Below are 25225 nucleotides of genomic sequence, written 5' to 3' on the forward strand. Positions count from 1 at the left end.
CTTACGCTGTTTGTACCATCTTCGTCTCTAATAACCTAAGAACTACTTCCATTCCTTCTTTGTATTCTTCAGAAAGAAACTTCTGTCCATTTAAGGTTTTGATTTTACTCTGCAGTTCGAGGAAAAAACTCCTTGCATTATCGGGACAATCAAAGCTAAATTTCGCGTCAAAAATACGACTCATTAATGAAAATAACTCAATTTGTCGATCAAAAGGACAATAACAATCTACAGCATCAAAAGCATTCTGTTGGAGATAACAAAAATCATATAACTCTGCTTTTAGGTAGATCTCCATATCATCCATGGGAATACCTTCTTCTCCGACGACTTCCATACGTTTACCAATTTCGGATCCTTCGCGAAGGAAGTAATTTGCTTTTTTAACCGCATCTCCCCAACCTTGAATCTTATTCTCTAATATATCTCCAACTTGATCTAAGTATTTCGACCATGAAATCATTGGATCAATAGAAGGATAACGTCGAGCATCAGCACGGGCTTTAGAAAGACCACAAAAAGCTCCTACTACAGACAAAGTGGCTTGTGTTACAGGCTCTTCAAAATTCCCTCCTGCAGGAGATACAGCACCACATATTGTCAAAGAACCTTCTGAACCATCTTTCATGCGTACAGCTCCACCACGCTCATAAAAAGCGGCTATTCTTGATGCTAAATAAGCTGGGAAAGCCTCTTCTCCTGGAATTTCTTCTAATCTTCCTGAGATTTCTCTTAATGCTTGAGCCCATCGGGATGTCGAATCAGCAAGCAAAAGCACATGTAGACCCATCTGCCTATAATATTCTGCGATAGTTATTCCCAGGTAGATTGAAGATTCCCTAGCTGCTACAGGCATAGAAGAGGTATTACAAATGATACACGTCCTATGCATTAAAGACTCTCCGGTATGAGGATCTGTAAGGTGAGGAAATTCTTGCAATACCTCTACCACTTCACCAGCACGTTCTCCACATGCACAAAGAATAACAATATCTACAGCAGCATACTTAGATAAATGGTGTTGCAAAACCGTTTTTCCTGCACCAAACGGACCGGGAGTACAAAATGTTCCACCCTTCAATACAGGAATTTGCGTATCTAAAATACGTACACCTACGTCCATAATCTCATGACAGGGCACCTTATCTCCTTGGATAAATGCCTGCTTAATCGGCCATTTCTGAACCATAGTAAAGCTGTATTCGTTCCCATCCGCGTCTCGAGCTTTAGCAACTACTGTATCAACGCTATAGCTACCTCCTGAAATTACCCAGGTAACGGTTACCTCTTTAAAACAAGAAAATGGCACCATAATTTTATGGTTAAAGTACCCTTCTTTCACAAAACCTAGAGCATCCCCACGAAGAAGAACATCCCCCACAACAGCTTTTGGCGTATATTCCCACAATGTATGCTTGCAAAGAGCGTTAACATACTCTCCTCTTTTCAAAAAGAAACTACTCTCTGCCAATACCTGTAGACGGTTTTGTAGTCCGTCAAAAATTCCTTGCAATAACCCCGGACCTAATTCTGCTTCTAATAAATGTCCTGAGAAAGTCACTAATGCTCCTCGGCAAACGTCTTGAGTATCTTCAAAAACCTGAATTTTAACCTCTTGACCAACAACCTCAATGACCTCAGCTTTTAACCATGTATCATTAACACTAACATAAGCAACCTCTCCTTGACGCACGTGTCCCTCAAAACGCACACGTAATAAATTCCCATAAGCCTCTACAACATATCCCTGAGTTGTTTGTGCTGAAGTTGCTACCATGTGATTGCCTTTTCCATAGAATTAATAATGTTTTTGCCTTTCTCTAAATTTACCATACTATTGCGAATGGCAAATAAATATGCTGCAACCCTTGCTAAAACTGCATTTGCATCAAAATATTTATCACGATACATCTCCTCAATTTTATGAAACTCATAAAGAGACAATGTACGGTTCAATGTATGAGGTAAACGTCCGTAATCTTGTAGTACATCACTCAAATCTGAAAATTCTCCCGGAAGCTCGTAATTAGGAGCATCTTTTTGCATCAAAACTTGAAGCACCACAGGATCAGAACTGTCTTCATCTCTTAATACATAAGAAACATCAAGTTTCATGACTCGAGAGCGAAATCCTGCCAGAATAATGCGTAAATTTTGCTTAAACATAAAATATGTGCGGAGGAACTCAGAAGAGCTATGTTGGTAATATGATAGAAATTCCCTAACTAATGAAGAAAAGTTATCTACACGCTCTTTAGGAGTCTTATATTGCAAGAGAAAGTCCTTAAAAAAATCCTCAAATTCACAATTATCTGACCATTGTTGAAGATTAACCATACTCCCAACATTCTCTTGTGTTACGATGCCATAAGAATGCGGCAGGGGTTTCCCTGACCAGAAAAATGCAAAATTCTCAAAATCAAAAAAGCGTTTTAAAATAACGTAATACTCTAGATCTTGATCAGATAAATTTAAATGAAGTAGATCATCAAGAATATCAAAAGAATAGACAGGCTGAGACTCAGGAAGCTGAGGAAGAAAAAACGACGATAAAAAGTAGTATTGAGTCATGGTAATAACTCTAAAATTGGTTGGGACTCCGCATTTGAGAAAAAAAACTAAGAGTCCTGAAATATCATTTCACGAAAATCTTTTTGCAAATAACGCATTAAAAGATCAAGCAAGGTATCCGAACTAAGGTCTAACACCCAGTTCTTGTCTTCAACTTTTAATTGAACACCACCGATAAACTTGCCGATAGCCACTCCCTTACCTTTGAGCTTTGCTAATACGGATTTTCCTAGGAGTTCATTAACAGCTCTTGTAGCCACGTGTTTACCGATATAAGCTGTAAGATCCCCGGAAATGCCTTGGTCTTCTATAGCCTGTATCAACGCTGCAACAAGTTTAGCAGACACCTCAGGATCAGCTAAAGCATTGTCTAGCCATTCCGCTAAGGATTCTTTAAAGACTTTGTTTTCTACAGCCTGTTTTAAACTTTCTAAGGAACGCTTTCCTGCTTGAGCTAAAGCAGACTCTCCCTGTTTTAGCTTATTGTCAGCTTCTCCTTGAGCTGAAGCAATAATCTGAGCAGCCCGTTCTTGAGCTTCGTCAATTATCCTTTTCGCCTGTTCTTTTGCGTTGCGCACAATGGCGTCCGCTTCATCTTCAGCAGGTTTTAAAGTTTCTATTCGTAGAGCATCGCAGATTTGCTTTAATTTGTCTTCTGCACCGAGATCTGCCATATCATTGCTACCATGAGAAAACAGAGTTTATCTTAAAAAAAATTTCGATTATAATTCAACTAATCCAACAGATTATAGCATTAGATCATTTAAATAAAATTAAATAAAAGATTTCCATGAAACTTCATGCTCTCATTTCTTTTCTGTTTGCTAGTTTTTCTCTAATAGCAAGTGCAAATCCTCAAACACAAAGAACACTACAAAACAACGTAAAAAAGTCTCACAGACGTCCCTCAAGCGTTTCCCAACGAAGGGCATTAAAAAGATCACAAGCTATTATTCCTAAAGAAACTGCTTCACGTTATGTTGAAAAAAGAGAGAATAAAAATAGAAGAACAAAACAGACTGAAAAGACAAAACACTTAGTTTCTTGGGTTTCTTATTCTAGTGATGAATATTCAATTCGCATTCCGAGCAATTGGCAATGTATAAATGATAAAACACAAATCCCTGAAAAACTAGATGTAGTGTTTATTGGACAAGGAATAGGCTCATTAACCCCTACGATCAATATTTCTCAAGAAATTACATCCAAAAATCAACCTGAATATATTGAAGAGATTCTTGCATATCATAAGGCTAATGAAATGACGTTAGAATCTTCTGTATTCACTCATATTCAGTCTGCTAACGGGGAATTTACTATTATTAAAACAGAAAAAAATTCTTCTTGGGGTAAGGTTTTCTGCCTACAGGGCGTTGTCGTTATTAACCATAAAGCCTATATTTTTACAAGCACAGCGACCTTGGATGATTATCCCAATGTATCTTTGATTTTCTTAAAAACAGTTTCTTCATTTAAACTTTCAGCAAAAGAAGCAGCTTCTGGAGATACAATCCTTGAAGAAGCCTTAAAAGCTCTTCAAGCAGAAATAGAATAATATTTAGAATTTTTAAACTAAAGATACGTTCTCTTTATGTAAGACTTCTCTTTTAAGAGCATCGAAAATAAAGCGAATTGCTATCTTCTTCCCTTCAATAGTTAAATTGAAAACCACAGGGAATCTTGAAAAGAGCAGTTGAAAAGGGATCTCTACAGCACTGTCTTGAATAGAGACAGAAACAGCAGCATGTCCTAAGATAGACGAGGCTTCATGAATCCTCAAACATAATGCAGCAAATTGACGAATAGAGTTTCGCATTGATGGATCAAATGCATATGTAGAAGAACAACAACTACAAGCTAGGACTTCCTCCAAGCTAAATACAGAAAAAGAAACTTCTCCTTCGCAGCAGCACGGACAGGAAAAAACAAGTAACGAGTTATGGTTCATCTTATCTTCTTTAATTTGCCTTTAAACTCAAAGACAGTTTTTCTTACGCATCTTGGGCAGCTATTTGCTTAATAAATTCTGTAACTGCTGCTTCAAGAATTTGAGTATCACCAGAAAATATACGAATACCCTCAGCAAGTTTCTCAGTAGCCATAGCATCTTCATTCATCAAGAAACGAAATACGCTTTCTGTCAATTCAACAGGTTGAACATCTAATTTCTTAGCAGCTGTAACATCTAACTTTTTTGCAACCGGTGATTGATCCTTTTTCAATTCATCTAACAACTTCGGAGAAACTGTTAGCAAATCACATCCTGCTAGAGCTAATACCTGTTCTTTTGAACGGAAAGAGGCGGCCATGATTTGTGTAGGGATATCAAACTTCTTATAATATGTATAGATATTCGATACGGAAGCTACACCAGGATCAGCTTCTATAGAATAACCTTCGTCTCCATAAGCAGCTATCCACCAATCATAAATACGACCAACGAACGGTGAAATCAATGTTGCTTTTGCTTTGGCAGCAGCAATAGCCTGAATCAAATTAAAAACAAGAGTGATATTACAAGCAATACCTTGTTTTTCTAAAACTTCTACAGCTTGAATTCCTTCCCAAGTACCAGGAATTTTAACTAAAAGACGTTTCTTATCGCCACCAGCAGCAGCAAATAATTCACTTAAGAAAATAGCTCTTTGAATCATTGCTTCTGTATTAAACGAAAGACGTGCATCAATTTCCAAAGAAACTCTACCTGGAATACAGTTAAGAATTTCTAAACCAAAATTCACCTGTATCTTGTCTAAAACAAAAGTCAAAGTTTGAATATCATCGCCGTTTTGTCGAATTCCCCAAGCAATTGCTTCGGTTAGCAATTCTTGATACTTCGGCTCTTGCGCAACTTTGAGAATAAGAGATGGATTCGTCGTTGCGTCTTGAGATCCTGAAGACTTAACTAACTCTGGATCACCAGTGTCACAAACAAGAACACTCAAGAGTTTTAGTTGCTCGAATTGGCTAGACATAAGCACCCTGTTATCACTATTCGTCTTTCGGTGAGGCTACCAAAAAAAAACATTACTATCAAGGAGGTTATGGATCAAAACTTAACCTCCTATTCCAACCGTTAAAGCCTAAAGCCTAGCTAACAAGCGCATTCAGATTCGCTTACAAAGTCAAAAACAAGATCCTCTTGTTCTTTTTCTAAGTATTGCTTGATCCGCTTATGCGTATCAAATCCAGTACCTCCAGGAATCATATGTCCCATAATAACATTTTCTTTGAATCCTAAGAGATAGTCAGTTTTACTACTACAAGCCGCATCAGTTAATACTCGAGTGGTATCTTGGAAAGATGCTGCTGAAATGAAGGACTCTGTACCTAACGAAGCTTTGGTAATTCCTAACAATACAGGAACAGCTTGAGCTGGTTTACCACCATCCTCTTCTGTCCGTCTATTTTCTTCATAAAACTCTTTTTTATTAACTTCTTCACCAAAGAGTAAAGTTGTATCACCTGGATCAGTGATGCGAACTTTCTGCAACATCTGACGAACAATAATTTCAATATGTTTATCATTAATGTCCACACCTTGTAGACGATAAACTTCTTGAACTTCGTTCACTAAATATTTCTGTAATTCACGAACACCGCAGATTTCCAAGATTTCATGAGGGACAACTAAACCATCTGTGAGCTGCTGCCCTTTCATCACGTTATCTCCACGCTGAACAATCAAGTGTTTGGTCAACGGAATGAGATGTTCTTCTTCCATTCCTGTGACTTCATCGCGAACAACAAGAATACGTTTATTTTTCTGAATTCCTTTAAAGTCTACAACACCATCAATCTTAGCAATATCCGCAGCATCTTCAGGCTTTCTAGCTTCCACCAATTCAGCAACTCGTGGTAAACCACCGGTAATATCCTTAGTCTTAATTGCTCCACGAGGCAATCTCGCTAACAACATACCTGGATCAACTTTTTGATTCTCTTCCACAGAAATAATAGCTCCAGAAGGAATCGCATATGTTCCGACCAATTCTGTTAAACCAGAATCAGAGTAAATAGCAATTTGAGGATGTAATTCCCCACGATGCTGTTTAACAATAAGCTCGACTAATCCCGTATTTTTATTGACCACTTTCTCAGTAGAAATACCTTCTACTAGGTCTTCATATTTTACAAAACCAGGCTTATCGCAGATAATTGGAATGTTGTGTAGTTCAACTTCAGCAATTCTTTGACCAGAGGATACTTTTTCCCCATCGCCAACTAAAATCTTTACACCAAGCTCTACAGGATACGTCTCTAAACTTTCTATAGATTTGGTGCTTAGAAGTTTCTTATACTCTTCTAGATTACGTCCCTCGTCACGAACAACATGAATAGCTCCCTTCTTGTTCAATACAAGATGGTTTCCATCTTGACCTACAACTACACGTAGATCCATATACACCAAAATACCGTCGCTATCTGTAACAATCTCTGGAGTTGAGGATGTCGCAGCAATACCTCCAAGGTGGAAGGTTCTCATTGTTAACTGTGTTCCTGGTTCCCCAATAGACTGGGCTGCAATAATACCTACAGCTTCGCCTAAACCAATAAGACGACCATTAGCGAGATTTAATCCATAGCATTTAGCACAAACACCACGGCGACTCTCACAAGTAAGTGTGGAACGAATTTTAATGCTTTCAATACCAGCATCGTCGATAAGCTCTGCCTGAGCAGAAGTAACAACGTCTCCGTTCTTAGCAAGAAGCTTGCTCTTATCTCCTGGCTGATAAATATCTTCTGATACTGTACGGCCATAGATACGATCTTTCAAGGGCAAAAGCTCTTCAGAACCTTGGCGAATCGCAGAAATTTCAATATGATTCAACGTTCCACAGTCTTTCTCTGTAATAATCACGTCTTGAGCCACATCAACAAGTCTTCGAGTTAAATATCCAGAATCCGCTGTTTTTAAAGCCGTATCGGCTAAACCTTTTCTAGCACCGTGAGAGGAAATCGAGTATTCAAGAACTGTTAATCCTTCGCGGAAATTCGAAGTAATAGGCGATTCAATAATCGCTCCATTTGGCTTCGCCATCAAACCACGCAAGGCTCCTAACTGTTTTAGCTGAGACTTATTACCTCGAGCTCCGGAATCAATCATCAAGAATAAAGGATTATGCTTGCTCTTTGCTTGTTTACTGATCTCAACATAGAGAGCATCTGACAACAACTCGGAAACTTCCGTCCAAATACTAATAGTTTTGGAGTGTCGTTCTCCATCCGTAATAATACCATCATCGTATTGTTTCTTAACAATTGCAACTTTATCGTAAGCTTCTTTAAGAATCTCACTCTTAATCTCAGGAATTCTAACATCCTTCAATCCCATAGAAATCGCCGCTTTCGTCGCTTGGATAAATCCTAAATCTTTAAGGTCATCTAAAAAACGTACAGTAGCTTCAAGACCGACTTTCTTATAACATTGTAAAATCAATTCACTGATACGCTTACTTGGCATACTGTAATTTTGAAATCCTAATTCTTTAGGAACAATTCTATTAAACAGAACTCTGCCAGGAGTGGTTTCAATAATTTGACCATCGATACGCACTTTGATCTTTTCATGAATATGGATACCACGTCCAGTTTCGTCACAACGATTGCCTATACGTTCATCGAGGAATCCACCTGTATACAATGCTCGCAATACTTCAGTAACATCTCTAAAGATCTTAATTTTTCCTCCTTGATCTTCTGGGAAATATGTAGGATCAGCCATTAGATAGTAAATACCTAATGTCATATCTTTAGAGGGTGTTGCGACAGGTTTTCCTGAAGACGGTAAGAAGATGTTATCAGGAGCCATCATCAAAACCTTAGCTTCTAGCTGTGCTTCGATAGATAATGGTACGTGAACAGCCATTTGGTCTCCGTCAAAGTCAGCATTGAAAGCTGCACATACTAACGGATGAACACGAATTGCTTTACCTTCGATCAATACAGGTTCAAAAGCTTGTATTCCTAAACGGTGAAGCGTAGGAGCTCGGTTAAGTAATACAGGATGGCCTTTAATAATTTCTTCTAAAACATCCCAAACCTCAGGAGCTCCGCGTTGAATCATTTTCTTAGCAGAACGAATAGTGTAGACACTACCTTGATCTTTGAGTCTTTTAATGATAAACGGCTCGAATAACTCGAGAGCCATTTCTTTAGGCAGACCGCATTGATTAAATTTCAATTCAGGACCAACGATAATAACAGAACGTCCAGAGTAATCGACTCTCTTACCTAAGAGGTTTTGTCGGAAGCGTCCATTTTTCCCTTTCAACATTTCAGAAAGAGATTTTAAAGGACGATTTCCAGCTCCCATTACAGGATGTCCGTGACGACCGTTATCAAATAAGGCATCCACAGCTTCCTGTAACATACGTTTTTCATTACGAACAATCACTTCAGGAGTTTTTAATCTTAAAATAGCCTTCAGACGATTGTTACGATTGATTACACGACGATATAAATCGTTTAAATCAGAAGTAGCAAACCTTCCACCATCTAATGGAACTAGTGGACGAAGATCGGGTGGAACAACAGGAACGCTTTTTAAAACCATCCATTCAGGATGGTTAGAAGAGGAAACAAAACCTTCAATAATCTTCAACCGTTTAGCAAGTTTCATTCTAGCTTGCTGAGATTTTGTTTTTCGTAAACGATCCTTAAGCTCTTTTAATAAACTTTGAAGATCTTCTGATTTTAGTAAATCATAGATAGCTTCTCCACCCATTTTAGCTACAAAAGCATCTTTACCCCACTTCTCAATGACTTCTCTATATTGACCGTCATTTAAAAGCTGTTTCTTATTTAAATCTGTCTTACCTGGATCTATAACTACGTATTCTTCATAATAAATAATCCTTTCAAGATCAGATGCAGTCATTCCTAAAACATTACCTATTCTTGAAGGTGTAGTCTTGAAAAACCATATATGCACAATAGGTACTGCTAGCTCTATATGAGCCATACGTTCACGACGCACTTTAGAAAGAGTTACCTCTACTCCACAGCGATCGCAAACAATCCCTTTGTGTTTTATTTTCTTATATTTACCACAACAACATTCCCAATCCTTTGTAGGACCGAAAATCTTTTCACAAAATAGTCCACCCTTTTCAGGTTTAAACGTACGGTAATTGATTGTTTCAGGTTTCTTAATTTCCCCACAAGACCACTTATCCCGAATAGTAATATCTGAGGCAATTCCAATTTCTAATTTATCAAATAGCCCCTCTTTAGATAGAGTGACATTGTCTCGAGAACCTTCTCCGAACATTATTGTTTTTCTCCAATAAGTGATTTGTTAAGCATCTACTACCATAGGACGGACATCAAGTCCTAAACCTTGCATTTCTTTAATTAAAACGTTAAACGACTCAGGTGTACCTGATTTAAGAAGATTTTCTCCTTTAACAATAGATTCGTAAATCCTTGTTCGTCCAGAAACGTCGTCAGATTTTACTGTGAGAATCTCTTGAAGCATATGAGCTACCCCATAAGCCTCCAAAGCCCACACCTCCATCTCCCCAAATCTTTGACCTCCCATCTGAGCTTTACCCCCAAGAGGCTGCTGAGTTACTAAAGAGTAAGGCCCAATAGATCTAGCGTGAATTTTATCCGCGATTAAGTGGCTGAGTTTCAACATATAGATGTAGCCAATAACTACAGTATTATCGAATCTCTCTCCCGTCTTTCCATCATATAAGTAAGACTTACCGTCTGCAGGCAATCCTTGCTCGATCATCATGTCCCAAATACGAGACTCTGGGAATCCTTCAAACACTGGAGTTTTTACATGAATGCCAGCAGTTTTTGCAGCATAACCAAGATGTGTTTCCAATACCTGGCCTAAGTTCATCCTCGAAGGCACCCCAAGAGGATTTAAGATCATCTGTACAGTTTCGCCATTAGCTAAATATGGCATATCAGCCTCAGGAACAATCTTAGAAACAACTCCTTTGTTTCCATGACGTCCAGCCATTTTATCTCCAACTTGGAGTTTTCTTTTTGAAGCTACATAAACTTTAACCTGCCGAATGACGCCGTGATCAAGATCAGCATCTCCCTCACGGATATGCTCAACTTCTGTTTTATAATTGACTTCCAGACGTTGTAAGGAAGTCTCATAATCAGAAAGTAGACCTTTTAAGACATCATACATTTCACAAGGAGGCATAAGAAGATCAACTAAAGTCTCTTGTTCAAGAAGCTCTATAGTCTCTTGGTCAAATACCGTACCTTCTTGAACCAAGATATCTGCTGTACGGCGATGAATAATAGAAGCTGGAGCTTTTTCATTAAGTAATAACGCTCCGAGTTTCTCACGATATTCAGTCTTCAATACTGAAATTTGATTCTTATAACCCTTCTGTAGGTCTTTTAAATGAACAGCTTCTTCCACAAGTTCATCATCACTTTTAGAAAGTCTATCTTTTCTACTGAAGACCTTAACATCCATGACGACTCCTTCTGTTCCTGGAGGCACCGTCAAAGAAGCATCTTTAACATCAGCAGCTTTCTCACCAAAAATGGCTCGTAATAAACGTTCTTCAGGAGCGAGTTCTGTTTCTGATTTTGGAGTGATTTTACCAACAAGAATATCGCCTGGTTTTACTTCAGCTCCAATCCGAATAATTCCGTCTTCACCTAAATTTGCTAAAACTTCTTCGGAAACATTAGGAATATCACGAGTAATCTCTTCTTTTCCTAATTTTGTATCTCTAGCTGTTAGTTCGAATTCTTCAATATAAATCGAAGTATAGGCATCTTGCTTAATAAGCTTTTCAGAAATAATAATCGCATCTTCAAAATTGTATCCATACCATGGCATGAAGGCTACCAAGATATTCTTTCCTAAAGCAAGTTCTCCTTGATCTGTAGCAGGACCGTCAGCGATAACATCACCTTTAACTACCACATCTCCAACACTACATAAAGGTCGTTGATTGATGCATGTACCTGAATTCGATCTTAGGAACTTTTTAAGATCATAAGTACGTTTCAATGTTGGATTGTGTTTCGCAGCAATAACTATCTTATAACCGTCAACATAGTCAACAATTCCATCTTCTTCAGCGACAACAATAGCTCCAGAATCTTTAGCAGCACGAGATTCCAATCCCGTTCCAACAATAGGAGCTTCTGTTTTTAACAAAGGCACAGCTTGACGTTGCATATTTGATCCCATGAGAGCACGGTTAGCGTCATCATGTTCTAAAAATGGGATCAAACCTGTAACAATAGATACCAATTGTTTTGGGGAAACGTCCATATGGGTAACGGTACTGGTATCAGCTTCAAAAGCCTCTCCGCGGCACCTTGCCCAACATACAGGATCCACAAACATATTATATTCATCTAAAGTTGCTGAAGCCTGCGCGATCACACATTCTTCTTCAACATCAGCGGTCATGTATTCGATTTCATCAGTAACAACACCATCTCTAACAATGCGGTATGGGGTCTCAATAAATCCAAATTCATTAATTTTTGCAAAAGAAGAGAGCGAAGTAATCAAACCAATATTCGGTCCTTCTGGAGTCTCAATTGGACAAATACGTCCATAGTGGCTCGCATGCACGTCACGAACTTCAAATCCAGCTCTTTCCCTATTTAAACCTCCAGGACCCAAAGCTGATAAACGACGCTTATGCGTCAATTCCGCCACAGGATTAGTTTGATCCATAAATTGAGAAAGTTGAGAACGACCAAAAAAGTCTTTTAAAACACTTGCAAGACCTTTGGCTGAGATGATCTTTCCAGGAATTAATGTGTCGGAAGAAAAATCAAATAAATTCATCCTCTCGCGAACAATTTTTTCCATTCTAGCCAAGCCCGAACGACATTGGTTTTGAATTAATTCCCCGACAGAACGTACACGGCGATTCGCTAAATGGTCAATATCATCGATGGAAGCTTTTTCATCACCCATTTTTAAACGGATAAGATACTTCAAAGCACCAATAACATCTTCTTTTCTCAGGGTAACTTGTGATAGAGACTCATCGTCCATTGGGAATCCGAGCTTTCTATTCAACTTATAACGACCTACTCTTCCTAAGTTATAGCGCTTAGAATCGAAGAATAAACGCATAATTGTCGATCTGGCATTCGCTAATGTTGCAGGTTCACCTGGACGCAATCTTCGATAAAAATCTTTTAAAGCAGCTTCATAAGAGTCTGTCGGATCTTTTGCCAACATTTTGATGATAGGGTGATTCTCATCTGCCTCTACAGCTATTTTTAAAGTTGAAATATCAGCATCCAGCATGCGTTTTAACATTGCCGTACTAAGTTTTTCACCAGCTTTTCCGTAAACTAAGGAGGAGGCCTCATCAAGAACATTATCAGCTAAAATCTTACCAACTAAAAGAGTAAAATCTTTTTCACTCTTTAAAGAACGTTCCTCTATTTTGAAAAACTCTTCAATAATATCAGCATCAGATGAATACCCCAAAGCACGAATAAATGTCATAGCTAAAATCTTGCGACGACGTTTTTTTCTATCAATGTGAATATAAATTAAATCGTTGATATCAAAAATAGCTTCTAACCAACTACCTCGATAAGGAATAATTCTAAAAGAAAATAAAATATTCCCTTTAGAATGCTTTTCCTGTTCAAAGTTAATTCCCGGAGATCTGTGTACCTGAGAAACAACGACTCTTTCAGCACCGTTAATAATAAAGGTACCTTTATCTGTCATGATGGGTATAGTTCCCATATAGACTTCTTCTTCTTTGATTCCTGTTTCATCAGTCAAACGAAAACGAACTTTTAGAGTTACGCTATAGGTGATTCCTCTACGAATACACTCATCAGGGGAGTACTTCGGCACACCTAAGTTATAAGACAGATACTCTAAGATAGTAGCTTCATTATAAGATTTAATTGGAAAAATCTCTCTGAAAACTTCTTCCAGGCCGACATTATCGCGCTCTTCTGCAAGCTTCCCAATCTGAAGAAATTGCTTGTAGGACTTAATTTGAATTTCAATAAGATTTGGAAGATCTAAGATATCTTCCTTTTTTTTGACGCTAACCCGCTCCGGGCATTTGAACATGCGAGCTCTCCTAAGACTATTGTGATGCCAAAAGACTTCCCTTAAACAAGCCTACGTATGCCTGTTAAGGGAGTACTACGATTGTATACATGATAAAAAAAGAAAAGAAAAATCTATAAGATTTTTCTTTTCTATAAATTACAAGCCCTTAAAGGAAGCTTTTGCCCCGGCATCTTGTAATTTTTTAACAGTATCCTCAGCATCAGACTTAGAAGTTTTTTCTTTAACAGTTTTAGGTAAACCTTCTGTCATTTCTTTAGCTTCCTTTAAAGCTAATCCAGTAACTTCTCGGACAACTTTTAAAACGCCGATTTTTTTATCTGCAGGAACATCTTCTAAGGTCACAGCAAATTCTGTCGACTCAGCAGGAGCGGCATCACCACCTCCAACAGCAGCGCCAGCAGCAACAGCCATCATAGGAGCAGCAGCAGTGACATCCCATTTTTCTTCTAACAATTTTTTCAAAGCAGCTAATTCTAACACTGTTAAGCTGCTTAATGTCTCTACTAAAGTTTCCAAACTTTGTGTCGTCACTTTTGTCACCCTTACTTAATTTGAGAGTTTTAACATTCTTCTTAGTTTTTTTGTGTTTTCTGGTCGATACAGGAGATAACACCAGAAAGAGCCGAGGCCATAATTCCAACAACCTGAGACATAGGAGCAGCTAACAGTCCTACAACTTGTTGTCTCAATTCTTTTACTGAAGGCAATTTGGCAACAGCCTCTACTTCTTTGCCCGACAAGTTAGCGCTATCAATTCGTCCGGCGAGAAAAACTAGTGAATCGTTATGTTGTTTATTAAAATCTAATACTTGTTTTGCTGCAGAAACAGCATCATCATAAGCAAATACTACGCCTAGATGTCCTCCGGTATCCGAAGAATCTATATCAAAACCAGCACTTTCCATGGCCTTGAAAAAAATTCTCTTTTTTAATACTTCAAATTCTGCAGAAACTCCGGAGAGCGAGTTACGAAACTCTCTAGAATATGCTGCTGTAAATCCAAGATATCTTAATAAAATAAAACCTTGGGATGCGGAGATTTTCTCTTCTACCTCTTGAAGGAGTAATTTCTTTTCTTCTTTCATTTTCCCTCTTGAATTAAGACGCCATTAACTCTCTAGTATCTATAGAAATGCCCGGCCCCATAGTCGAAGAAACGGTAAATGATACTAGGTATTGCCCTTTAGCTGCCGGCGGCTTAGCTTTGATTAAAGCAGAGCATAAAGCTTCAATATTTTCTTTAAGAAGGTTTCCATCAAATGATAGCTTACCTACACCAGCATTACATACTCCGGCGCGATCTGCTTTAAATTCAATTTTTCCCTTGCGCAACTCAGCGATAGCTTTAGTAACATCCATAGTTACTGTACCAGCTTTAGGTGTAGGCATAAGATTTCTAGGTCCTAAAACCTTACCCAACTTCCCAACTTCACGCATCATATCTGGAGTGGCAACAGCGACATCAAAATCGACCCAACCACCTTTAATTCTTTCAACCAGATCATCGCTGCCCACGAAATCAGCTCCGGCGTCTAACGCCTCCTTAGCCTTTTCTCCAGCAGCAAACACAAGAATTTTTAAAGTCTTTCCTGTACCATTAGGCAAAGAAACAGATCCACGAATTTGTTGATCACTTTTCTTCGGATCTATTCCTAATTTTATAGATACGTCAACAGTTTGATCAAAGCGCACTGTGGGACATTGTTTTAAAATATCTATAGCTTCTTGCAAAGAATATGACTTTGAAAAATCATAGCTTTTTAAGATGCCTCGTATACGTTTTCCATGTTTTGTCATAATTATGCAGCCCTATTACAATTTACTCGACGTCTATACCCATACTTCGGGCTGTTCCTTCCACCATGCGTTTTGCTGAATCAAGAAGAACGACGTCCATATCTTTCATTTTTTGTTCGGCAATAGCTGTTACCTGTGCCTGAGTCAATTTTCCAACTTTATTTCTGTTAGGAATTTTAGATCCAGACTCTAGATTCAATGCCTTTTTGATCAAAGAAGATACGGGAGGTTGTTTGGTTATGAATGTAAAAGTTTTATCTGAATAAACAGTAATTACTACCGGCAATAGGTCCCCAGGACGATCTTGCGTTGCAGCATTAAACTCTTTGCAAAATCCCATAATATTCACGCCAGCAGCACCTAAAGCAGGTCCTATTGGAGGAGCTGGATTGGCTTTGCCACCAGGAATTTGCAGTTTAATTAACTTAATTACCTTTTTATTCGACATACTAAACCTTACTCTATCTTGACGCCCCTCTATGAATAAAGAGGAAGAAACGAAAAACTAAAATTATAAGAAGATAGAGAATAAGAATACACAGATTTTCTTACTCTTATTCACTTTCTTGTTCCAGAGCAACCTCTTCCACTTGCCAAAACTCTAAATCATCAACACGAGTTTCTCTTCCAAAGATGGATACCATGACACTAAGGCGTCCCTTATCATGGAAAACTTCAGAAACAACACCAATGAAATTTACAAAAACACCATCATTAATTTTGACTCTAGAGCCAACATCAAATTTATGTTTTTGTACAACACCGGCCTTCTTCTCTTCGAGATCTTTTAAAATGTTTCGCACTTCATCTTCAGATAAAGCTAGAGGAACTCCTCCACCTAAAAATTCAACAACGCCAGGATTATTTTTTACATATAACCAAGACTCGTCCGTCAGATGCATTTTAATTAATAAGTACCCCGGCCAGATGAACTTCTCGACTACCTTATGTTCACCTTTTTTTACTTCCATAACGTTTTCTATAGGCAAGACAATTTCTTGTATAAAATCCGTCATTCCAGATGATTCTTTAAAATCCTCTAAAGCTTTTTTAACTTTTTTTTCTTGAGCCGTAAAAACTTGAACGACATACCACTTAAACATGCAACTAACCAAACAAAAAGCCTGTTATACTACTTAGCAACGTAAGTAGCTTACGAAACACTAGATCCACACAATATATAGAAAAGCCTAAGCCAAAAATACTTGCTATCACAATTTTAACGTATCTTTTCAGATCACGCTTACTGACCCATTCAATTTTTTTAATTTCGTCTAGAAAGCCAGCTCCTGCTTGCTTTTTAGCTTTAGAGATTTTTTTAGAGAGTGTCTCTTGGTGATTGCGTTGTTTCATAAGCGAATTTCTAGATCAAAAATTAAGTCTATACGGGTGCGAAGGGAGTCGAACCCCCGACCGGCGGCTTTGGAGGCCACTGCTCTACCAGCTAAGCTACACACCCAAAAAAGCATGATTGAGACCAACAATCTCAATCATGCTTATAAATGTACCTATAAATTAGGCAATAATTTTTGAAATCGTTCCAGCGCCGATTGTACGACCGCCTTCACGAATAGCAAATCTCATACCTTCTTCTAGAGCTACGGGGCTAATTAATTGAACGTCGAATTCAACGTTATCGCCCGGCATAACCATTTCTGTACCCTCTGGAAGCGTTACAACACCTGTTACGTCTGTTGTACGGAAAAAGAATTGTGGTCTGTATCCAGTGAAGAAAGGTTTATGACGTCCACCCTCTTCTTTTTGTAGGATGTAAACAGTACCTTTAAATTGTGTGTGAGATTTTACACTGTTAGGCTGGCAAATAACCATACCACGCTCAACATCATTCTTACCGATACCTCTAAGGAGCAAACCAACGTTTTCCCCTGCTTGACCTTCTGGAAGTTCTTTTCTGAACATTTCCACACCAGTAACAATAGTCTCTCTAGTATCTCTCAAACCAACAATCTGTACTTTATCACCAACTTTAACAATTCCACGCTCGATACGCCCTGTTACCACAGTACCACGACCAGAAATAGAGAATACGTCTTCGATTGGCATCAAGAAAGGTTTATCGACTTCACGTTCTGGTGTAGGGATGTTATCATCCACTGCCTGCATTAATTCACGAATCTTTTCAACATAGCTCGCATCGCCTTCTAAAGCCTTCAAAGCAGAACCACGAATGATTGGACAACCCTTATAGCCCTTTTCTTCTAAAAGTTCAGCCAACTCCATTTCAACTAAATCTACAAGTTCAGCATCTTCTTGAGAAATCATATCGATCTTATTAAGAAAAACAACGATATAAGGAACACCAACCTGTCTTGCCAAAAGAATATGTTCTTTTGTCTGAGGCATCGCACCGTCAGTAGCTGAAACAACAAGAATCGCACCGTCCATCTGGGCAGCACCTGTAATCATGTTCTTAACATAGTCAGCGTGACCTGGGCAGTCTACGTGGGCATAGTGACGGTTAGGAGTTTCATATTCAACGTGAGATGCGTTGATAGTAATTCCTCTAGCTTTTTCTTCAGGAGTATTGTCAATAGAACTGTAATCGCAAAAATTAGCCAACCCCTCTGCTGACAGTGCACGTGTAATCGCAGCTGTTAGCGTAGTTTTACCGTGGTCAACGTGTCCAATGGTCCCTATATTGATATGGGGTTTATTACGTTGAAAAGTTTCTTTTGACATTTCAGAATCCTCATTAAATTAATTTTACTCCAACCATTGCTTCTGCCCAGAATAGGAATTGAACCTACGACCGCTTGCTTACCATGCAAGTGCTCTACCACTGAGCTATCTGGGCCTATATTCACTGTTTCATAATGGCTCAGAGAATTGCCTAGTCTATGTCACTTATTTTAAAACATCAATAGAAAACAGTTAACGATGCCTGTATACAACTCTAGCTTTTGTTAGATCATAAGCTGACATTTCAACGGTAACACGATCTCCAACAAGCAAACGGATATTACTCATACGCATTTTACCGCATAAATGAGCTGTGACCGGCATGCCATTCTCTAATAATATTTTGAAATGCATCCCGGGAAGGAGTTCTTGCACCCTACCCTCAAGCACGATAGTGTCTTCTTTTTTTGCCATGTATTAATTATCCTTAAACAAAATCCTCTCAGCCACAGACATCTTAAATATTGAAGACTGGCCAGACGGGCAGATTTGGTCTTTTTAAAGAATAGAGCTTATCCCATTCCGCTCCATCCATAAATGCAGCAGAATTATATTCAGTGTGAAGAAAAAGTCAAACGCCTTTCACGGATAGTCGAAATATTATAAAAAAATTATTGAACGCTTAGGTTTAGGTGAAAAAATTTATTACAATATTTACAACTAAAATCAATTTACTTTACCATGTAGCGACTTAATTATCTTTAATAAATATAGAATGACATCTTCTGTTACTTTTAGAGCTCCTTCTCCTAGTAGCTTGGAGATTGTAGTAGGCATGCACGATCATAGTGAATCTGATAGCGAAACGGATATCCCTATAGAGAACCCTCAGCTACCTGACAACAAGATTAATGGAATTGCTATATCCTCTTCTATCCCACCTCTCTCTTCTTTAAAAATTTTACCATATCGACCTTCTCCAAAAACATGTTTAGATCATGTACGTTCTGTAGGAGAAAAAATTAGTTCCTTCTTAAGGGATAATTGGAAATATATTCTATTATACATTCTCGCCTGGGCTCTAATATTAGCTTGCCACCATACTATGGCAGTGACCCTAACCATATGGCTTGGCATAGGGCTAGGCATCGGGGTAATTTTTGGTATTTTTACTGCTAATGTTTTAGATAGAAAAAATAAGTATAAGAATACAAATAGTCTCTGGAATTTGATGAATTATGGGTTACAACAACTTGATCCAAATGGAACACGTCAAATTCTTTTAGCTACAATTATTGCTTCTATTTCTGCTCTAATTTACGCCATTCCAGAGGCTGTTGGAATCACCATTGGCGCCTGCATAGGGAATCAAATCAGTATTCTCACCTGCTATGGGTTGCGTTTAGGAGATGATGATAATTATGTTGCAGATCAAGAAGCTTTTGATAAAAAAGTGGCCAATATTCAAAAAGCAATTAATCAATACCAATTAATTAAAAACCAAATGATCATGCAAAAGCAGATTTCTGCAATTGCAGCGCAACAGAATAATCCTCAAATGACCAGCGCACTACATACATTGCAATTAGAGATGAATGCGCCTCTGCCATATGTATTCGACGTGCCTAAAACACAATATCAAGATCGCCTACATTTCAGTGATCCCGATATTGTTATCGCCTCTGCAAATCAAAGAATTCTTGCCCTATCGCAAACTTTAACCTACCTAAGACAAGAGCCTAATCGTGTTGTTGAGGAATAGTTTTGGAACCCTCTGTATGCCCATTACACCATTCTGGATGTTTGAAAAAACAGCATCGTATTTCACAGATGCTATTTCCCGAAAAATTTCATAAAGATGCATTATATAACTCTCTTTTAGATATCGGATCACAGTCCAAAGCTTTTGATAAAAGTAAAATTACAAGAGAAAACCTTGTATTAGGTTGTCAGAGCGATTTATATCTCTATGAAATACATCAAGAAGGTCGGTTGTTCTTTTTTACCTATACAGAAGCTTTAATCTCTTCAGGAATTGCCGCTCTATTTTCCGAAGTATATTCTGGAGAAACACCAGTTACCGTATTAACATGTAGACCTGTATTTTTTGACCAACTCAGCCAATATCTATCCATTGGAAGGATAAACGGCGGGGAATCTCTATATATGCGTATGAAACAAATTTCCGTACGCTATCTAAAATCTTCAGAATAGATGACGGATATCACTTGCTTGTCAGAAGGTTATATGCTATTATTCGTTCTCTTAATCACGGGGCAGTAGCTCAGCGGTTAGAGCCACGGACTCATAACCCGTTGGTCACAGGTTCGAATCCTGTCTGCCCCAAGTTCTTTTTATTCCTAATCTCAACTCTCTTTTTTAAATTCATTTTTCACGCCTCTCTATTGCAACTCGTTCATAGTGTTTGACTTATAGGAAGGATCTGATCTAAAATCTCCTGGATTTTAAAAACTTATTATCACTTTTATGAGACTAACAACCAATGTGATAACTACAAGTGACTCACTCAATAATCACAGGCAATCGCGCTGGTAAAATTAGTTTCAAAAACACATTCCAAAATCATAAATTAAAATTATTTAGGAGATCCTATGGAGCCACCCAGCGCCCTCCCGCCTCCACCTCCATCACCACTTCCTTCGTGGTTGTTAGAACAAGCCGGAGATGCAGGTATAAAACATACTGAAGAAACATCCAAAACAAGCACCCCCCCCCCCCCCCCCCACAAGAATTTCTAAAATTCTATCTTCTAAAATTACCTGCGTTGCAGCTGTAATCTTTGCTTTATTAGGAGTAATAGCATGCATCATAGGAGCCGTACTCTTTCCTATGTACCCTAACTTTATTGTTATTGGTGGTGCAATACTTTCAGTAATCGCTATTGCATTGGTGTCTGCTTTACTTGCCCATGGGAAAAAAGAGGTGCGAGCACTTCATATAGAATTAGAAGCATCAGACGCTAAAATAGATCAGCTATTAGATCAGTATAATCAGCTTGTTGATGAATATAACAATGATAGCGATGACGATGATGACGAGGCTATTGAAAGACTCACAGCAGATTATAATGCATTAGCTCAACAGTATAACGATCTCCTTCAGCAATATAATGAATTGCAAGATGAAAAAGGTTGGAGTGAAGATGAAATAGCAGATGCTAATGCCCAACGAGCTATTCAGTTAGAACAACAAAATACTGATCTACAATCCCAAAACAACGATTTACAAGAGAAAAATACCGAACTACAAAATAGCTACGGGGCACTATTCTTAGAAAAAAGTGAGGCGGATATACGGATCCAAGAACTTTCTGAAAATTGCGAAAGGTTACAATCTGAGATATCTGATTTAAAAAATTTAATAACGGAAAAAGAAGCCGAAATCGCCGCAGAAAAATCTCAAAGTGAGGCTATGCTCTCCCAATCACAGAGTTTAGAAGAAGAAATTGCTCGTCTTCAAATGCAGATAGGAGAAAATAAAAGCTCTTCACAAAAATCACAATCACAACTCGAACAACAATTATCTGCTCAACAAGAACTAGTTACAAAAACTGAAGAGGCTCTGAAAGCATCAAAAGAAGAAAAACAAAAACTTGAAGATCTATTAAAAGAGGCTGTAGGCACGTCTACAGGCATCACACAACAACACCAGATCCTAGTAGAGTCCTCAAAAAATAAAGTTGAAAGCTTAGAAAAACAAGTAGAGCAGCAACAGTTAAAAGTGGAGACTCTTCAAAAGCAATTAGAACAAGAGAAAATAAAAGTAAAAGAGCTAGAAACACAACTAGAAAGCCTTAAAATCAAAACAGAACAGGAAATTAAAGAACTTAAAGAAAAAATCTCCAAATTAGAAGGTGATAAGAGAAACCTTCTTGCTGCATTAGAGACATCTCAAAGCAACGTGAACCGTTTACAAGAAGAAATCACCAAACTAAGAGAAACCTTTAATACAACATCGAAAGCATTACAGAATGAAAATGCTAAACTTAAAAAAGAAGTTAATGATCTACAAACACGACTATCCGTCTATACATCAAATCAAAATCTAATTTGTGAGAAAACTGTTAGAACTGTCAAAGTACAACATACGGTAACTGCCAAAAATAACCTCCAGAAAGTTGTAAGGACAACTTCACATCCTGTAACTGATTGGGAACAGAAAACAGTAGTTATCAACATGCAAGCTTTTGATAAAAAATCTCTAAAAGCTTCCAAAAAAGCTTCAGCAGGCAAAGAGTCATCTCTAACAGCCGATTCAGAAGCAGAAAACTCGCATGGACTCGGAAGCGTGCCAACAAGACATTCTGAAAATGAAAAGCCTCCTGTGCCACCAAAACCAAAAAAATCAAAATTTTTCAGATTTTTCCGTTCTAACAAATAATAAATATCCAAGGCCTCTCATACATTTGTGAGGTCTTTTTTATTATAAAAACGCGCTGAAACACATCTCTAAGTCGATCTTTCCGTTTGACTTATGAAAATTCTGCATCTAGCATTTCATCAATTTGTAAATAATTAGAGCATGATATTTATGGGAATCACTGTTAACTCAGAATCTATACAACCAGAAAATAAACTACCTATCCCCGAACGTCGCATACCAAGAACCTCCAAAGTTGTAGAATATACTCTTATAGCTCTCGCTGTATTGTTAGCCTCATTAGGTGTCATTGCATGTTCTATAGGAGCAGCCCTTACACCTCACTTACCCATGCTGGTTATTATCGGAGGCACTCTGTTATCGCTAATTAGCTGTTTTGTTCTCGGGATATTACTTGTACGCCTCAGCAGAAAAAATTTTGAATTAGAAAATAAAATTGATCATCCGGGATTAAAACATCTCGAGGAATTTACCAATGATCAGGAATATTTGTTACGAGAAAATGCTAATGTAAAAAGTTCTCTTAATGATCTTATTGATAAATACAATCTATTTGTTAATGAGGTAGGTTGCTTTATGGATAAGTACGAGGAAAACAACACAAATCAATCCTAGATTAAGAAAGGCTTCAAAAAACTATAAGAAGCCCTTTATTATTCTATTTAATAAGGATGAAGTTGATTCATGCTGTTTGACTTATATAAAACCATTGTATAAGATGTCTAGGCTTATAAACGGGTATCTTATCTTCATGCGACAAACAACTTATTCAACATCTGCTGATTTATCACGCGAAGACTCTACCCCCCCCCCCCCCCGTCGGGAATTTATAAGACTCTGAAGTCAAGGATTATTCTTGCTCTAATCGTGTTGTCGACATGTTTGGCATTAGCAGCATGTGTAGCAGGAATAACCATTTTTTCTACACCACCTAAATTTATTATTATCGGAGGAATATCCACAGCTCTGATCAATATCCTCTGTTTGTGTATATTAATCCTACTCACACGTAATTCTGCAGTTAATTTACATAGAGATATGGATATTAAGTTGTACCTATTATCTCAACATTATAGAAACTTCATCGATGAGCATGATGCTTTTGTTGAAGAATACAATGCTTTCCTAGATGAATACCAGCTCTACACTATAACCGAGACAATAACTAATTACCAATCTCACCTCATTGAACAACCTGAAAAAGGATCTAAAAAAATGAGAAACAGAAAATAAAATCTTTCTTTCAAACAAGAAAGACCCTGTCTAAATAATCTTTTCAAAAAAGATTTCCCCCTCTGGTAGAGACCTTGTCTTTACGTTGTTCGCATTATAAGTTATTCATATTATTTGACTTAATAAAGAAACCTTTCTTATTATACTCTCAATTTAAATAATAAGGTGTTATTGTTATGCAAATAACAGATGATAAAGTCTTTAATAAGATTCCTAGTCTAGAACTACCCCCCCCCCAACGCTGCGTTAAAATAGCACAAGCCCTAATCATCCTAATCACCTGCCTAGGCGTTGCTGCCTGTATTACAGCAGGAATCCTTTTCCCTACATTACCTACTCTTATCATCATCGGCGGAGTTTTCTCAGCTCTTATTTCCATTGTACTCTTAGTCATTTTAATAAAAAAAGTTCTCCTAGAACTACGTAAAAATAATGACACGATTATTAAAGGAATCAATTTATTAAGATATGAGGGAAATCAATTCGAACACCAACAAAACAATATCTCCGATAGCTTCACAGATCTAAATCAAAAATATCAGGATCTAAACAAACAATACACCAAAGACAAACAATACGTTCAAACTACATTAGATGGATATAAAAAATCCTTAGACAATCTGAATAAAGATTTAGATTCTATCCGTGAACAAATATCAAAAAACGCAGCCAGTTTAGAAATTCTTAACCCAAGCAACAAAAAGGGCTTTATCTCAAAGATAAAAGCAAAAGATAGCCCTGCGCCTACTAATACTTAGTTTTAGAAACAATTAATTAAAAATTGAGACTATATTTCCATGACCATAGAAGAAAGATCTGTATACTCTATTATAGGAAATCAAACAAAAATTGATATATTCCATTTCGATCTACAAAGATTCTATCTACAAAGAAATCTCCTAATGTTCCCAAAAAAAACGGCGTACTTAGCCTCTGTAGTAATTGGCATTGGTATTGTAGCGTGTACAGCAGCAGCAATGTTCTATCCAACTCTACCCTGTCTCATCATTTCCATTACAACTATTATAGTCCTGCTATCTGTTGTAATTACGTTTGGGATCATATTACATATGTGGAAAAGCTTACCAAGTTATCTAGAAAAATTTGACGAATTAATTTATAAAAAAGTTCAACTCGAAAGAAAACATAACAAACAAGCTTTAGATCATGACGACCTTAAACGCAATTACCAACTATTCTCACTTGGATACTATCCAGCACAAGATCAACTCAATGATCAACTAAAACAGAATCAAAAAAGCATAAAAATAATAAAACTGCTAATAGAAACTCGTAAAGAAGATGCTAAGAAACCCCAGGAAGAAATTGAATTCTTGCTTAAAAAAAAGGGCTTATCTTTTGAAAAGAATCAAAATCTTTAAGTTAAAATAAATGTATGCCCTGTTAATGTTTATATAAACCATTCATATTGTTTGACTTAATAAAGAAATCCTTCTTATCATTCCCTGAAATTAAACAATTAAGGTATGTTTGTTATGCAAACAGTAAATATTAAAG

The 25225-nt window shown here is 37.6% G+C and carries 24 protein-coding genes and 3 tRNA genes; 10 read left to right on the forward strand and 17 right to left on the reverse strand.

Translation table 11 applies throughout. The features are described from left to right. Position 1: 1 nt before the first annotated feature. Genes H9Q19_RS00620 through H9Q19_RS00630 form a run of 3 tightly spaced genes read right to left on the reverse strand, consistent with a single transcriptional unit; the run spans position 2 to position 3245 of the window. Positions 2 to 1777, reverse strand: coding sequence for a V-type ATP synthase subunit A (locus tag H9Q19_RS00620; RefSeq protein WP_213241228.1), 1776 nt, complete (start codon positions 1775 to 1777; stop codon positions 2 to 4). Beyond that, a complete protein-coding gene (locus tag H9Q19_RS00625) occupies positions 1771 to 2571 on the reverse strand; it encodes a DUF2764 family protein (RefSeq protein ID WP_213241230.1) in 801 nt (266 codons plus the stop codon). The genes H9Q19_RS00620 and H9Q19_RS00625 overlap by 7 nt, the downstream gene beginning before the upstream one ends. 47 nt (positions 2572 to 2618) lie before the next feature. After that, positions 2619 to 3245 (reverse strand): V-type ATP synthase subunit E, encoded by a 627-nt coding sequence (locus H9Q19_RS00630; RefSeq protein WP_213241232.1) that lies wholly within the window; start codon positions 3243 to 3245, stop codon positions 2619 to 2621. A gap of 116 nt (positions 3246 to 3361) precedes the next feature. Between H9Q19_RS00630 and H9Q19_RS00635 the strand changes: the two genes are divergently transcribed. Next, the gene (locus tag H9Q19_RS00635; protein ID WP_213241234.1) at positions 3362 to 4126 is read left to right on the forward strand and encodes a hypothetical protein; all 765 of its coding nucleotides are present in this window, start codon (positions 3362 to 3364) and stop codon (positions 4124 to 4126) included. A 12-nt stretch (positions 4127 to 4138) separates the two neighbouring features. On the opposite strand, the gene H9Q19_RS00640 is transcribed toward H9Q19_RS00635, so the two are convergent. The 14 genes from H9Q19_RS00640 to infA form a co-directional block, all read right to left on the reverse strand. Continuing rightward, positions 4139 to 4519 carry a ferredoxin gene (locus tag H9Q19_RS00640; protein ID WP_213241236.1) on the reverse strand — a complete coding sequence of 127 codons (381 nt, stop codon included), beginning with the start codon at positions 4517 to 4519 and terminating at the stop codon, positions 4139 to 4141. A 43-nt stretch (positions 4520 to 4562) separates the two neighbouring features. Then, entirely contained in the window at positions 4563 to 5546 is a 984-nt protein-coding gene (gene tal / locus H9Q19_RS00645; protein WP_213241239.1) for a transaldolase, read from the reverse strand. A 119-nt stretch (positions 5547 to 5665) separates the two neighbouring features. Continuing rightward, positions 5666 to 9847 carry a DNA-directed RNA polymerase subunit beta' gene (gene rpoC, locus H9Q19_RS00650; RefSeq protein ID WP_213241241.1) on the reverse strand — a complete coding sequence of 1394 codons (4182 nt, stop codon included), beginning with the start codon at positions 9845 to 9847 and terminating at the stop codon, positions 5666 to 5668. 27 nt (positions 9848 to 9874) lie between these two features. Further along, on the reverse strand, positions 9875 to 13633 hold the full coding sequence (gene rpoB / locus H9Q19_RS00655) for a DNA-directed RNA polymerase subunit beta (protein ID WP_213241243.1): 3759 nt from the start codon (positions 13631 to 13633) through the stop codon (positions 9875 to 9877). Between the two features lie 138 nt (positions 13634 to 13771). Further along, entirely contained in the window at positions 13772 to 14167 is a 396-nt protein-coding gene (gene rplL / locus H9Q19_RS00660; RefSeq protein WP_213241245.1) for a 50S ribosomal protein L7/L12, read from the reverse strand. A gap of 41 nt (positions 14168 to 14208) precedes the next feature. Then, a complete protein-coding gene (gene rplJ / locus H9Q19_RS00665) occupies positions 14209 to 14721 on the reverse strand; it encodes a 50S ribosomal protein L10 (protein ID WP_213241248.1) in 513 nt (170 codons plus the stop codon). Positions 14722 to 14734: 13 nt separating this feature from the next. Beyond that, positions 14735 to 15433: a 50S ribosomal protein L1 gene (rplA, locus tag H9Q19_RS00670; protein WP_213241250.1), complete on the reverse strand. Its 699-nt coding sequence runs from the start codon at positions 15431 to 15433 to the stop codon at positions 14735 to 14737. A 22-nt stretch (positions 15434 to 15455) separates the two neighbouring features. Beyond that, on the reverse strand, positions 15456 to 15881 hold the full coding sequence (gene rplK / locus H9Q19_RS00675; RefSeq protein WP_011006652.1) for a 50S ribosomal protein L11: 426 nt from the start codon (positions 15879 to 15881) through the stop codon (positions 15456 to 15458). 106 nt (positions 15882 to 15987) lie between these two features. Continuing rightward, positions 15988 to 16536: a transcription termination/antitermination protein NusG gene (nusG, locus tag H9Q19_RS00680; protein ID WP_213241252.1), complete on the reverse strand. Its 549-nt coding sequence runs from the start codon at positions 16534 to 16536 to the stop codon at positions 15988 to 15990. A 4-nt stretch (positions 16537 to 16540) separates the two neighbouring features. Beyond that, positions 16541 to 16786 (reverse strand): preprotein translocase subunit SecE, encoded by a 246-nt coding sequence (gene secE, locus H9Q19_RS00685; protein ID WP_117274460.1) that lies wholly within the window; start codon positions 16784 to 16786, stop codon positions 16541 to 16543. Between the two features lie 33 nt (positions 16787 to 16819). Further along, a tRNA-Trp gene (locus H9Q19_RS00690) sits at positions 16820 to 16892 on the reverse strand. Between the two features lie 56 nt (positions 16893 to 16948). Next, a complete protein-coding gene (tuf, locus tag H9Q19_RS00695; RefSeq protein ID WP_213241254.1) occupies positions 16949 to 18133 on the reverse strand; it encodes an elongation factor Tu in 1185 nt (394 codons plus the stop codon). Between the two features lie 43 nt (positions 18134 to 18176). Continuing rightward, positions 18177 to 18248, reverse strand: a tRNA-Thr gene (locus H9Q19_RS00700). A 77-nt stretch (positions 18249 to 18325) separates the two neighbouring features. Then, positions 18326 to 18547: a translation initiation factor IF-1 gene (gene infA / locus H9Q19_RS00705; protein ID WP_006343365.1), complete on the reverse strand. Its 222-nt coding sequence runs from the start codon at positions 18545 to 18547 to the stop codon at positions 18326 to 18328. Between the two features lie 301 nt (positions 18548 to 18848). Between infA and H9Q19_RS00710 the strand changes: the two genes are divergently transcribed. The 9 genes from H9Q19_RS00710 (at position 18849) to H9Q19_RS00750 (ending at position 25089) form a co-directional block, all read left to right on the forward strand. Then, complete coding sequence (locus H9Q19_RS00710) at positions 18849 to 19835, forward strand: hypothetical protein (protein ID WP_213241256.1); 987 nt, start codon at positions 18849 to 18851, stop codon at positions 19833 to 19835. A gap of 2 nt (positions 19836 to 19837) precedes the next feature. After that, positions 19838 to 20287 (forward strand): SufE family protein, encoded by a 450-nt coding sequence (locus H9Q19_RS00715; RefSeq protein WP_213241258.1) that lies wholly within the window; start codon positions 19838 to 19840, stop codon positions 20285 to 20287. 59 nt (positions 20288 to 20346) lie between these two features. Continuing rightward, positions 20347 to 20419: transfer RNA gene (locus H9Q19_RS00720), tRNA-Ile, on the forward strand. A 266-nt stretch (positions 20420 to 20685) separates the two neighbouring features. Next, entirely contained in the window at positions 20686 to 20832 is a 147-nt protein-coding gene (locus H9Q19_RS00725; protein WP_213241260.1) for a hypothetical protein, read from the forward strand. Positions 20833 to 20923: 91 nt separating this feature from the next. Continuing rightward, positions 20924 to 22474, forward strand: coding sequence for a coiled-coil domain-containing protein (locus H9Q19_RS00730; RefSeq protein WP_213241262.1), 1551 nt, complete (start codon positions 20924 to 20926; stop codon positions 22472 to 22474). Between the two features lie 150 nt (positions 22475 to 22624). Further along, positions 22625 to 23089 (forward strand): hypothetical protein, encoded by a 465-nt coding sequence (locus H9Q19_RS00735; RefSeq protein ID WP_213241264.1) that lies wholly within the window; start codon positions 22625 to 22627, stop codon positions 23087 to 23089. Positions 23090 to 23341: 252 nt separating this feature from the next. Beyond that, the gene (locus H9Q19_RS00740; RefSeq protein ID WP_213241266.1) at positions 23342 to 23707 is read left to right on the forward strand and encodes a hypothetical protein; all 366 of its coding nucleotides are present in this window, start codon (positions 23342 to 23344) and stop codon (positions 23705 to 23707) included. 176 nt (positions 23708 to 23883) lie between these two features. Further along, positions 23884 to 24465, forward strand: a complete 582-nt coding sequence (locus tag H9Q19_RS00745) for a DUF2975 domain-containing protein (RefSeq protein ID WP_213241268.1) — start codon at positions 23884 to 23886, stop codon at positions 24463 to 24465. A 39-nt stretch (positions 24466 to 24504) separates the two neighbouring features. Then, the gene (locus H9Q19_RS00750) at positions 24505 to 25089 is read left to right on the forward strand and encodes a hypothetical protein (RefSeq protein ID WP_213241270.1); all 585 of its coding nucleotides are present in this window, start codon (positions 24505 to 24507) and stop codon (positions 25087 to 25089) included. The last annotated feature ends 136 nt before the right edge of the window (positions 25090 to 25225 follow it).

The organism is Chlamydia crocodili (genome assembly GCF_018343815.1).
Lineage (GTDB): Bacteria > Chlamydiota > Chlamydiia > Chlamydiales > Chlamydiaceae > Chlamydia > Chlamydia crocodili.